This is a genomic window from Aquimarina algiphila (assembly GCF_947494415.1).
GTDB lineage: Bacteria > Bacteroidota > Bacteroidia > Flavobacteriales > Flavobacteriaceae > Aquimarina > Aquimarina algiphila.
Window position 1 is genome coordinate 107,837 of record NZ_CANLVC010000003.1, and the last position, 13,332, is coordinate 121,168.

The window sequence follows — 13,332 nt, forward strand, 5'->3', positions numbered from 1 at the left end:
TCCAACCTTAATGTCCGAAGATGGAGGCCCGATGTCTGATGACTTTTAACCTCAATCTTCTGTCTTCCGGCTTCTAACTTCTGACTTCTGACTTCCGACCCCCGACTCCCCTCTCATGAAATACAATGAAATATTTTTTCTAACCCTTCTTTTTTACTTTAACAAACTTTTTACACCACACTGTGGATAACCGTAAAATTTATAAAATGTACTGCTGTATTTTAGGGGATAACAAATGAATGTATTAGTTATTAGGGCAACTATATATTGTTGTTAGCCACAATTATGAGAAAAATATACCTATGAAAAAAAGACTACTTAATTTCTTATTAATTGTTTCAAAAAAAATAGAAAAATTACATTTCAAACTATCTGAAAGAAATTCAGTGGAACTGGACTATTCATCTCTTTCACCAATTGATAATGGTGACGAAAAAGGTCATTATTCAAGAGCATTACAATGGGCTATTGAAAATCGTGAAGATGAAGATATAAAAAACATTGCACTTACAGGTCCGTACGGCTCAGGTAAAAGTACTATTCTTAAAACTTTTCAAAAAAATTATAAAGGAACAGATTTAAGGTTTTTAAACATTTCTCTAGCAACATTTAAAGAAGAAAAAGTTAAGTTAGATGAAAATGGTAATCCTATTGAAAAAGAAAAAGATGAACTTTTAAGGTTAATTGAAACAAGTATTTTACAACAAATATTTTATCATGAAGAGGACAAAAACATTCCCGATTCAAGGTTTAAAAAAATCAAAAGTTATAGTGGGAAAAAGCTTTTTTTTAGTTCATTAGGCATTTTGCTTTTTGTAATAGCATTACTAAATTATTTTTACCCTTATTTCATACAAAGTATTTTTAAAGATAGTCCATTAAGTGTTTTTATTTGCGACGGTTTACATTATGGGAGTGTATTGGTCATGCTAATTGGAATTTTCTTTTTCGTATATAAATCAATCAGAATTATTAGCTCGATAACTATTAATAAACTTAAATTTCAAAATGCTGAGATAGGTATTGGGGAAAGCATTAATAAATCTATTTTAAATCACCATTTAGATGAAATCCTTTATTTCTTTTCTATAAGACCATACAATGTAGTAATAATTGAAGATCTTGACCGTTTTCAAGAAACTGAAATTTTCACAAAACTTAGGGAAATAAACCATTTATTAAATAACTCTGAGAAAACCAAAAAGAAAAATACTGTATTTATATATGCCGTAAGAGATGATATGTTTTCTGACAATGAGAGAATTAAGTTTTTTGATTTTATAATTCCTGTTATTCCTGTAATTAATTCATCCAATTCGAGTGAAATTTTACGTTTCAAAAAGAAAAAGTATAATTATAATTTAACAGATACTTTTATTGAAGACATATCCTTTTTTATAGATGATATGCGGTTACTTCATAATATAACAAATGAATTTTATTTATATAAGGTAAAACAAGGAGAAACTCCATTAAATCAAGACAAATTATTCGCTATAATAACTTATAAAAATATTTATCCTAATGACTTTGTTTCTTTAAGTAAAAATGAAGGTGACTTGTATAATATCCTAAACGCCAAATCAAATTATTCTAATCAAGAGATAAACCGAATAGAAGAAGAAATATCAATTTTGAAAGACGAAATTAGGACTCTCGGTTTAGTAAATTTCAAAAACACGAAGGAACTGCGCCAATTATATGTTCTTCGAACAATAGAATTATTAAACAACTTCAATTATTTTATAATTAACAATGAACCTGTTTCACTTGACGAATTAGTAAATGACGAAAACTTTGAGTATTTAAAAAGTGATGAGTTATTTTATAGAACACCTGTAAATAATAGAAATAATAATAATTTTTCTTATCAAGAGAAAAAAGTGCCTGATTCTTTTTCAAAAATTGAAAAATTAGTTAATCCGCTGAAACCCTATGATGAACAAGAACAAGAAATTCTTGATATTAAATCAAATAAGGTTAATTCTTTAAGACAAGAAATTCAGATTCTCGAAGAACAAAAGGTAAAAGTCAGAAACCAAAAAATCGCGAAACTATTACAATCAAATGAAAATATTGATTTAAAAATTAGCGAAAATTTAAATAAGGATTTTATAACCATTCTACTTAGGAATAGTTATATATCAGAAGATTATCTTGATTACATTTCTTTGTTTCACGAAGGTAGTATAACAAGGAATGACCATAAATTTATTATCAGTATAAGAAATAGGCAAAAACTTAATTTTGACTATAAACTTTCAAAAGTTGATAAAGTAATTCAAAAGATTAATCCTATTGATTTTAACTCAGAATTTATCCTAAACTATGATTTATTAGATTTTCTACTTAAAAATGCGAAAACAAATAAGAGACAATTAGAATATATTTTTACAAAATTAAAAGATGAATCCTCTAATTCAATTCAGTTCATCAATGAGTTTATCGAAAGAACAGAATATTTAAATCTATTTATTAAAACATTAAGTAGTTATTGGTTTAATCTTTGGGGATATTATGTAAACGATATTACTTGTTCAGATAAACAACTAAATAAAATATTACAATATATCATAGAATACACAGATATAGAATCTATTAAGAAAATAGATAAACAATCTAATCTAAAAAATTATCTATTAAAAGATCCTGAATTTTTAAATATAACGTCTAATAGTGACAAACTAAAAAATGTTATCACAGATTTACAATTAAAATTTATTGATTTAGACTTTGACAATTCCCCAGAAAAAATATTAGACTTTGTTTATAATAATAACCACTATCAATTTAACGAAAAAATAGTCAAGCAATTTGTAAAAAAATATGGTGAATTTGAACAAGTAAGTTTTGACAATTCAAATTATTCATCTCTTAAAAATTCAAAAACTGATAATTTAATTAGTTATGTTGAAGCCAACATAGATAACTACATAAAAAACCTATTCTTAACAATTGACACCAATATTAATGAGGAACAAAAAACGTACTTAGAATTATTAAATCATTCGGATTTAAGTTTAAAACTCAAGAAGGAACTCATTAGAAAAGTAGTAACCAAAATTTCAGATGTTTCGCTTATTGAGGATGATAATTTGTTATCAGACTTATTCGAAAACAACAGGATAGAAGCTAAATGGGAGAATCTATTGTATTCTTTTCAAAATTCAGAAGATAAAATTTTAGACTATACAATTAGTTTTCTTAATAATGTTGACAATGCTACAGATTTATCTAAGGTAAAAATTCCAACTAAGGTTAATGAAGAAAACATTTATAGCGTATTCAGTAAGGCCTTAATCCAAATAAACAAAATCGAAAATAAATCTTATGATTTAATTACTAATTCAATTCCATGGTGGTATAGCGACTTAAATATTGATATTCTTAATGAGGAGAAAATTCACTCATTAATTAAGAATAGAATTATAAGTCCAACAATCGAAAGTTTTGAGAGTCTAAAGGAAAACTACAATAATATACACATTGAGTTATTAGAAAAACATAAATCCAAATTTATCGAACTAATTGAAGAACTTGTTTTAAACACTAATGATTTGGAGTCAATTTTAAAATCAAAAGTTCTAAATAATGTAGAAAAAATCAAATTTTTAGAAACTTGTTCTAATGATACAATAGAAGAGAACACTGAAAATCTCAAATTGATCAGTCAGCATTTATTAGATGATAATTCATTTAAAATAAATGAGTTACTTCTTAAAAATTTAGTCTTAAATAATAGTGTCTCGATTGCCAATAGAATTAAAATATTCAATAAAAATCTTTTTAAAACTGATGAAGCATTAATAGAAAAATTTCTAAAAAGTTTAGGCAGTAATTATGAAAAAATTACAGACAAGAATAAAAAGGCAAAAGTTCAGGATAATTCTGATAACAGAGAATTATTGAATATTTTGAAATACAAAAATTATATATCAAGTTTTTCCAAAGGCATATTTGGTTTAAGAGTTAATCATAAAAGGAAATAATGCCAGCTGCTAACATCGTTTATAAAACATAACCAATAAGTACTAAACTTAAAGGTTCGTGCTTATTTACGAGAAACACCATTTTTTAAATTTAGCTTTTAAAAAAGGATAAATTTAAAACAAAATATAAAAATTCGGCTTTGTGTTTAATTCGAAACATTAACGTCTTTTTACACTCTACATTTCATACACAAGACCGTTGGTAATAATTAAAGTTGAATCAAATAATATGACAAAAGAAGAATATAAAGAGGCTCAAATCGCTAGAATGGTTAGTCATCAAGTTGGCTCTAAAGATCGAATTGGAAATACAATAACCAAAATATTTTCAAAAGGCAGCGAATATGTGGTTTATGAAATAAAGACCAATGATCTTTCCGATTCAATAAAATTATCTATTGATACTATTATTGAAGATGATACTGAACCACTTGAAAGGTTTTATAAAGTAAGAGAAAAATTCACAAAATTGAAAGGACTACTTTATAAAGTTACTGATGACACTTCGATAAAAGCTAGAATTGGACATATTTTATCTCATGCAATAACAGGAAATCCAGAAGAAGCAAAAACTCAATTTGACTCACTTATTGACGAAATTGAAACTGAATACAAAAATCAATATAAACACAGAATCAAATACTTGGTAACTACAGTTGTATTTTTAGTTCTAGAAATCATTCTATCAATAGTAATTTATTCTAATAATTTATTCCAAGAATTAGTACATATTCGCTACTTAATATATATTTCAACAGCAGCAAGTATTGGAGGTTTCATATCCATAACGAGAAGATTGAAACAAATGAATTTTGAAAAAGATGTACATCCATTAATATATATTTTTTATTCATTGGAAAGAATGATTATTGCATTAATGGCTGGAGTTGTAATTTACTTTGCTATTCAAAGTGATTTAATATTTGGAATAGTTAAGAATTTAGAAAAGCCAATTTATGGATATATCGTATTTGGAGTTGTTGCTGGATTTAGTGAAACTCTAATTCCAAACCTATTAATAAATTTGGAAAGCAAGAAAGAATAACTATTGTTAACACAAGTCCGATGGCACAGATTTACAATCCGTGTCTGTAAAAAACTCAAAACTTAACCAACTGCTGCAACGACACCTCTAGTGCTTTTGAAATTTCATATAAAGAATAAATCGTAGGATTCACTTTGCCATTTTCTAATTTTTCCAGTGCTTGTCTATCTTTATTACAGGCTCTAGCTAGATCAGATTGGCTCCATCCCTTTTGAGTTCTTAGCTCAACAATTCTTTTTCCTATATTTCTTTTTAGCTCATCTTTAGTCACAAAACAAATGTCAATCAATCATGTGACATTCTTGTCATACTAAAGTTTGACAAAACCGATAAAAGTGTTAAGTTTGTCATATAATTATACGACGTATTCGTAAAGTGAAACACAATAGCACCATGCACTCCAAAAACGAGCAGTTAATTATTGATTTGATACAGCAGGATCTTAAACATTGCCAATTGGTCTATGGGTTAGAGCAATTGGGGTTGCAGGGATCGAGTATACATCATCTGGATATCCTCGAGATCATATACCAGTTGATGCAAATCCCTCGCGAGAAAAAAAACGATTACCTCGCAGAGACCTATGCTGCGTTTATGAGTATGGCCACCGAGTATGAGATCACACCCCTGGGCGAATCACTACGTCCCCTGGCAAGAGACTGCTATCATAGGTTAAAGTATTTGGTGGAGTTGTAGGAAAGGATAGTATATATAGTTGTCACACTAAGCTTGCAGAATAGTTGCACACTGAGCGTAGTCGAAGTGTGACGATACTTGATTTACTGTACTACTGGCAACCATATCTTAAGAAAAACATAAAACCCATCATAGCATAAAAAGATTTTCTATCTTCGTTATATACCAATGGTATGTCCTACCCAAAGCAATCTTTACGATTGCAGATTACATATATAGTATAGTAATACATAATTTTTGTCGAGAGCGTTAGCTTTCTTGTCAAGACCATCAGCTTAGTTGTCAAGAGCTTTAGCTTTTCTGTAAGACGTTTAGCTTAGTCGTCAAGAGCCTTAGCTGTATTGTCAAGGCATTCAGCTTAGTTGTCAACAGAGTTAGCTTTCTTGTCATGATACTTAGCGTAGTCCTCAAGAATCTTAGCTGTGTTGTCAAGATGCTTAGCTGCGCTGTCATGAGTATTTGCTATTTCTGTATATGTACCAAATTCAAAAGAAATAGTAATATAAATTAAAAACAGAAAAACATGGCAGAACGTAATTTTAACTTTAAAGACACACTATTATTAGAATGGGGGGACACTATTCTGGATCGATTAAAAACAGACCTTGAGGAGTTTGTAAGTTTTGATAGTAAGCTTAATGCTGCTTTTATCACCGATCTGGAGCAGAAAATATCTTTGGCGTATAAAGAAGGAGGAGATGATGTTAACGTTGCACAATTGCAACAAAAAACAGAGGCTGTAGACATTGCCATGCAGGATTGTCGTACCTACTTTAAACGATTAAAATATTGGGTACTCGATGCATTCCCCGGTAAAAAGGCCATACAAAAGCAGTTTGGTATTGGTAAGTTTAGAAACATAAGTGGTAGCCAAACCAAAATGATCCAGTATATGGAAGGGATCACCGATACTATCAATGAGCATCGCGCTACACTCGAAGCAGTAGGAACACCTGTCGATCTATTAAATCAATCCACTGCCCTGTCCCGTGCCTTGCGCACTGCCAATAAAGAGCAAGAACAGAAAAAAGGAACTCGTACTGTAGATACTGCTGCACGGGTAGAGCAACTTAATGAGTTATATGCCATCCTGCAAAAGGTTAATGCAGCTGCCGATAATGTATTCGAGGAGCAACCCACCAAACGAGAGTTGTATCGCTCCCCTGGCCGTAATGGGACTCCTGTGATCATAGATGAGGAAGAATAGTTCTTTGGGAGCTTCGTCGTTCCTCCTCGCAATGCCTAGTGACCTCACAATGCCGAGTAAGAACGAACGCCTTTACGAGGAGGTACAACGAAGTAAACCCAGGTACGAAGAAATAAGTTTTTAAATACTAACTATAAATATTGAATCACATTAAAACAAACAACATGAAACTAAAAATTTGGTCACTTTTATTATTGGTTATTTTCTATAGCTGTACTACAGAAGAAAATGACTTAGACGAATCTATCAACCCTAATTCAATATCATTTACAGAGGCTATTGCTAATCTGGAAGATAAAACTGGGGTAATCATTGCAGAAAACACGGTTACTTTTACTGAAGACCTCACGATACCAGAAAATGTAATTCTTAACTTTAATGTACGGGACAGGATGATCATTAATGCTGGAGTAACCGTAACCATAAACGGAATTATTTCGGCTGGGAAATTTCAAATATTTGAAATCGCAGCGGGAGGAAAAGTAAATGGTTGTCCGCAAATAGAATATATTACTCCTCATTGGTGGGGCGTAGACGATACAGGAACAAATCCGGTATCAGATATATTTAGGGCTGCTATAGATGCATTTCCTTGTATAAAGAAATTTGTGGCATCAGGAAGTTTTCTTGTTAATAAAGAGATTCTATTAAGTGTCGATGGTAGACACTATGATTTTAATGGTAGTACTTTTATTGGAGTAACCACAGGAACAGATAATGGAGGTTTAATTACTATCGGAGGTCGTGATTTTAGCATAAATGACAAACACTCTGTAGAAGATGTTACTCTTATAGGAGGAACATATATTCCAAAATTTAATCATGATAATTCTTTGGGTATTCTACATGCCAAAAACATTAAGATTTCTAATGTAACCATTAAGGGAGAGAATAGCCTAAGAGGAATAGCAATGCAAAACCCAAATTCTACAATTTCTAGTAATCCTGCTATAGAAAATGTAATTATAGAAAATGTGATTCAGACAGGAGGAGTAAATGCTATTAATATCGATATCAATAACGGAATAGCAAAAAATATTGTAGTCGATAACATCATTGCTTCGAGCATTAATGAGATCAACCCTCAAGCTCATATCCTGGATAAAGAAGCTTCTTTTAGAATTAGTTCTAATGGAGATCATTTAAGAATAAAAAATTTAACGATCTCTAATGTAGTGTTAGATGATATCTATCAAGGTTTTGAATTAAAAGGAGTTAAGGCAAACATTTCAAACGTTCAAATTCAAAATGTCGAACATAGAGGAATAAATATTCAGTTTCCTGATGTTATTAATTTAAATGATATAGAGATAACTGGTGTTTCAAATCAAACAGATGCTATCGTTGGTGTTGGTCCATCTGCTTCTCTTAGTAATGAATTAAACTTTAGCAATATTAAAGTTAATGGTACTTTTAAACGTGCAATTTGGAATTTCATAAAAAACACGAGGTTTAACCGATTATCAATTAGCGGAAATTTCATGTATGGGATAGATAACAATGCTAAAAATTCTGTTTATAAAGATATCAACATCTCGTCTGGTATAACTACTATAGATTATACCGCAATTTATAATGCTATTTCTGGGATGGATAGTAATTTTTCTGGAACCATTAATGGAAAATATGAGTACGGGATCATAAATGCTGCCAAAAATTCTATAATGGATTTTCAGATCAATGGCTCTTTTAGTAATGCTGCAGTATTCACATTTTTTAATGGTAATGGTTATTCTAGTATTTATAAAGCCTATATTAATCTATCTGATTCGTCAAAACATATTAATAGTTATAGAACCGGTGATATTTATCAGATATATGTATATGATGCAACAACAGATACATATACGCTAAATCCTGCACCGTAAGCATAATATCAGTAAGATTGACAAATACCGTATGATAATAAGGAAGAATAACGAAGTAATCCCACTAAGAAAGCTGGGATTGCTTCGTTGTACCTCCTTGCAATGCCGAGTGACCCCGTAATGCCTGATGAACTTGTAATGCCAAATAGAAACAAACGCTTTTGCGAGGAAGAATGACGAAGCAAACTCAGGAACGCCGAGATTGCTTTATGTCTCGCAATACCAACAATAAGAAGATGATAAAAAAACCATGCGTATACTTGATTACCAATAAAAACAATACTGTTATTTATACTGGTGTTACCAGTAATATCGTAAGAAGAGTATATCAACATAAAACAAAATTTTATAAAGGAGCATTTTCTGCAAGATATAACTGTAATAAACTTGTGTATTTTGAGGAGCTTAATAGTATGGGTCTTGCAATCGCCAGAGAAAAACAACTTAAAGCAGGAAATAGAAAACGAAAGGAAGCGCTAATCAACATGGAGAATCCAGAATGGAAAGATCTCTCTGATGGATGGTTGTTTGTGTTTGATTGATGGTAGGGATTACTTCGTCGTACCTCCTCGCAATGCCTAGTGACCCCGTAATGCCTGATGAACTTGCAATGCCAAATAGAAACAAACGCCTTTGCGAGGAAGAATGACGAAGCAAACTCAGGAACGACGAAGTAAACCCTGACAACACCGAGATGGATTCATGTGTTGCAATGCCTTGTAACCTCCCAATACCGAGTGAGAACGAACGCCTTTGCGAGGAAGAATGACGAAGCAAACTCAAGAACGACAAAGCAAACTTAGGTATAACGAGATTGCCTTTGCATCGCGGGATTTACCTATCCTTACAAGAAAGAAGAGATAAAACAGTAACACTATTTAAGTAAGTTTTAATTTAAATTTAACTGTGGGAGCTAAACATTACAAGTGTTATTATATACCTTTAGGAGATAACTTTTAAAACCGTAGTATTATGAAAAACATTGTGAACATTAATGGAATTAAGAGACTAAACAAATCAGTACAAAAAACAATTACTGGTGGATTTACTGATCCAGATGAGTATGGGTACTGTCCAACTCCTAATTCATTTTTTTGTGGTGTACCTGGTCATATTTGTTGCAATGGATTATGCGTTTTACCTACGCATGGCGCTTGTAATTTTTAATAGATTTTTAAATAAAGCGAACTTCGGTTCGCTTTATATATGCTACCTATTTTTAATGATCAATGGATCACCTTGATCATAGTTTAATCAAAATCACTTGGTATTACAACTCTTTCCTGATCTGATCAACGATATAAAATACATTACTTTTCTTTCTGTTGACCAGCAGAATAAACTCTTCTTGGCAATCTGATTGAAATTAATATATTTGTAAAAAAGGGACAAGAATGAGTGAAAAATGGAAATACAGAGTAAAAATTGGTGGAACCTGGGGAATACTGACTGCAATACTCACTAATCTGTTTAAGTTAGCAGATCATCGAAGCTTTGTAGATATATTTTTCTCGTATCGTTTTCTTGCAGAACTTATAACGTATACATTAGTCGGTATCTTTTTTTTCGCAAATGCTTTTAGCCCTAAGAAAAAAGCTAACAAATAAAATTATACTTATTTTTAAAGCTATTGTAAAATAGAAAGCGTAAATACATGCTATAATAAGCCAATGTATCTACGCTCTGTTCATGTAAACACCAATTATTCCCAATTCTTCAATTGTATATAGTATCTCAAAAAATGATATTGTATTTCTATCTTTTCTATTAGCAATATACGACCAACTTTTAATCACTCGATTACGGAAATCCATTTTGAAAATTAAAAAGTTTTAAATATAAATTAAGTCTTCATCGGTTTAGGTTTGTAATCTCAATTGATAAAAAAAACAAAATTCACATTGGCAAGTCTTTAGTCTTTGAGTTTCTGAGGGTACACTGATTAAAAAAAAAGTCAAGTACTCGCAGAACACGATCATAATGTTACTTATTGTTTATAAAAATCGGCCTCAACCGTTTCAAAAAACACATACACTATAAAAATCTTTTGGTACATTAGTCTTGTGATGGTATCTGTAAAACAATAGCAATGGTTATTATATAATTGTTGACAATAATTTGAACAAATAAAACTGAATAAGAGAATATACATTAATGAACATAAAGTTTTCTCAAATAGAAATTACCGAAAAGGAAATAGTTTTAGACTTATTTAAAGAAGCGGCTATAAAAATAGCAAAAATGAATATTGACCATTGGCAATATTGGAAAAACCCACCTTTAGAAAGGATAGAATGGCTAGAAGAAGGAATAAGAAAAAAGGAATTTTATTTTATAAAAAATACTGATTCTACAACTATCGGAATGGTTAGGATTTTAAAGGAAGATTTACTGTATTGGGGCAAACAAAAGGAAAAGTCTCTTTATATTCATTCATTGGTTGTTAAAGACAAATATGGAGGTAAAGGAGTAGGTAAATCTATACTTGAACAGATTAAAAATGAGGCAAAAAAAAGCAATTGTAAATATTTAAGGCTTGATGCTGATTCTAATAATCCAAAGCTTTGCTCCTATTATGAAAAACAAGGTTTTGATAAAGTTGGAGTAAAAGAATTACCTCTTTCTACAAATAATCTTTATCAAAAAGAATTGAAGTAAAAACGGCACGAGAACAATGGCAATAATTAATACGGGTTTTGGTATTTAACTAAAAAGAAGTTTTAGAAACAATGGGAAAATAATGTGCATAAAAACACATAAAACGTAGTACTCCTGTTGTTCGATTGATTTTATAAAGTGATAAAAAAAGAGCGTAAGTACCATCTTCTCAACCAACTTAGTACCTACGCTCCATAATTACTGGGGGCTTCATATATTTTTATACACTTAAAATAGAGAGCGCAAATATCAACTCTTAAAAACCAACTTAAACATTCACGCTCCCATTCACACAAATATTAATTAATCACAATACAACTCTAGTATAGGGTATATATGTTATGTTATTTTTTTCTATAAGCAAGATACAACCATCTTTTAATCACCCCGTTACGGAAATCCTCACCAAAAATTAAAAAGTTTTAAGTATACTATCTTTTATCATTTTGAAATCCTTTTGCTAAAAAAGTTTATCTTTAAAATATTCCACTTATATACGTTGTGGTTTTAGTCAAAATAGGTATGAAACAAACTCTCTGTAGAAAAAAACCAAACCTTGTTAATGACTCATTAAAACAATTCTACCATACATTCAGTACTCCAATAAGTAATAAAGATGGATTCCAGCCTACGCTGGAATGACAGATTTTGAGTGTTTTGTCATTCCAGCGTAGGCTGGAATCCAAAGTAATGGTAACTTTTTTTAAATCATTTTACCTGAGCATATGCTTATATCGTTTCAGTATATGAGTTTCTTTTATTATCTTAGTAATAACGGTTAAAAAACAATATTGCAAACATTGATAAACATTAAAAAGCTATGGGAGGCATTAGAATCATCACTATTATTTTTGCCACTGTTTTTATGTCTTGTCATATACATGCACAGATAGATGCAAAATTGATAGGTAAATGGAGCCTAATCAAAATAGAAGATAGCCTGGATACCATATCTCCTCCTAAAACTGCTAATTATGACCTTATTATATCTGATACTACATTTAGTTTTTCTGTGGGCGTAAACACCTGTGGGTATGCAGCAAAAACGATTAAGAACACCATTATTGGTGCATTCGCACATTGTACAGAGGCCTGTTGTGATGATAAAGTATGGAAACACTTTGAAAAAATTAATTACCAAGGAGATTTCTCGCTTGAAGATGATGGAAATACCTTGATTATAGTCAATCAAAGCGGGAAGGTGTATTTACAAAAAATAGACTAGTAAACAAAAATACCATCAATGTATCTCTCACCAAAGAGAGCGATGGAAAAACTGCTGAGATTATTTACATCAAAAAGATCAAACTACTTTAATTATTAAATTATTTTTTTGCGATTTTTTTTAAAAAAACTTTGTTTTCTTTTTTTATTATTTCAAATAAATATGTCTGTTTCTTTGTTTTTATTGGTTCAAAAACACCACCTACTAGTACAGCCTCATTCCCTATAGCTTCGATTACTTCTACTTGTAGTGTATTGTTTTTTAAAATAGTATACACTCCGTAAATAGTATAATCTTCACTTTCATCATTACCACAACGAGGAAGGTTTTCAAAGCTTGCAAAACGCATTGTTTTGTCTAAAGTTGTTGATTTTTTATAAAACTCTACAATGCTTGCTCCTAGTGAATCTTTATATTGCTGTTTATTATTTATAGGTGTCAATTCATATTCTGTAATCGATTTATCTTCTAAAAACAATGTAGTAATAAACCATGTATTTTTCTGTAATAGATTTTCTATAGTACTTTTTTCTTCCTTTGATTGTCCTATCATTTTTATACTTAAGAGTACAAACAATGCAACTAATTTATAATGTGGTTTATTTATGTTCATTATCATTTTTTTTATCAAATACCCAAAAGCA

Annotated in this window: 11 protein-coding genes; 9 read left to right on the forward strand and 2 right to left on the reverse strand. The window is 30.5% G+C overall.

Going from position 1 to position 13,332, the window contains the following annotated elements; genetic code table 11:
- Positions 1-302 precede the first annotated feature (302 nt).
- A complete protein-coding gene (locus PQF96_RS06385) occupies positions 303-3,989 on the forward strand; it encodes a YobI family P-loop NTPase (protein ID WP_271765466.1) in 3,687 nt (1,228 codons plus the stop codon).
- Positions 3,990-4,218: 229 nt separating this feature from the next.
- A complete protein-coding gene (locus tag PQF96_RS06390) occupies positions 4,219-5,034 on the forward strand; it encodes a hypothetical protein (RefSeq protein WP_271765467.1) in 816 nt (271 codons plus the stop codon).
- 55 nt (positions 5,035-5,089) lie between these two features.
- Here PQF96_RS06390 and PQF96_RS06395 read toward each other — a convergent pair whose 3' ends face one another.
- Positions 5,090-5,305: a helix-turn-helix domain-containing protein gene (locus PQF96_RS06395; protein ID WP_271765468.1), complete on the reverse strand. Its 216-nt coding sequence runs from the start codon at positions 5,303-5,305 to the stop codon at positions 5,090-5,092.
- A 948-nt stretch (positions 5,306-6,253) separates the two neighbouring features.
- On the opposite strand from PQF96_RS06395, the gene PQF96_RS06400 reads away from it, so the two are divergent.
- From PQF96_RS06400 to PQF96_RS06430, 7 genes are all read left to right on the forward strand, one after another.
- Positions 6,254-6,937, forward strand: coding sequence for a hypothetical protein (locus tag PQF96_RS06400; RefSeq protein WP_271765469.1), 684 nt, complete (start codon positions 6,254-6,256; stop codon positions 6,935-6,937).
- 164 nt (positions 6,938-7,101) lie between these two features.
- Positions 7,102-8,805 carry a hypothetical protein gene (locus PQF96_RS06405; RefSeq protein WP_271765470.1) on the forward strand — a complete coding sequence of 568 codons (1,704 nt, stop codon included), beginning with the start codon at positions 7,102-7,104 and terminating at the stop codon, positions 8,803-8,805.
- A gap of 239 nt (positions 8,806-9,044) precedes the next feature.
- The gene (locus tag PQF96_RS06410) at positions 9,045-9,347 is read left to right on the forward strand and encodes a GIY-YIG nuclease family protein (protein WP_143917996.1); all 303 of its coding nucleotides are present in this window, start codon (positions 9,045-9,047) and stop codon (positions 9,345-9,347) included.
- A gap of 430 nt (positions 9,348-9,777) precedes the next feature.
- Positions 9,778-9,972 (forward strand): hypothetical protein, encoded by a 195-nt coding sequence (locus PQF96_RS06415; protein WP_109434732.1) that lies wholly within the window; start codon positions 9,778-9,780, stop codon positions 9,970-9,972.
- A gap of 227 nt (positions 9,973-10,199) precedes the next feature.
- Positions 10,200-10,412, forward strand: a complete 213-nt coding sequence (locus PQF96_RS06420) for a hypothetical protein (protein WP_271765471.1) — start codon at positions 10,200-10,202, stop codon at positions 10,410-10,412.
- Between the two features lie 547 nt (positions 10,413-10,959).
- Positions 10,960-11,463 carry a GNAT family N-acetyltransferase gene (locus PQF96_RS06425; protein WP_271765472.1) on the forward strand — a complete coding sequence of 168 codons (504 nt, stop codon included), beginning with the start codon at positions 10,960-10,962 and terminating at the stop codon, positions 11,461-11,463.
- A gap of 820 nt (positions 11,464-12,283) precedes the next feature.
- On the forward strand, positions 12,284-12,688 hold the full coding sequence (locus PQF96_RS06430; protein WP_109434729.1) for a hypothetical protein: 405 nt from the start codon (positions 12,284-12,286) through the stop codon (positions 12,686-12,688).
- 100 nt (positions 12,689-12,788) lie between these two features.
- On the opposite strand, the gene PQF96_RS06435 is transcribed toward PQF96_RS06430, so the two are convergent.
- Positions 12,789-13,301, reverse strand: coding sequence for a hypothetical protein (locus tag PQF96_RS06435; protein WP_271765473.1), 513 nt, complete (start codon positions 13,299-13,301; stop codon positions 12,789-12,791).
- Positions 13,302-13,332: the final 31 nt, after the last annotated feature.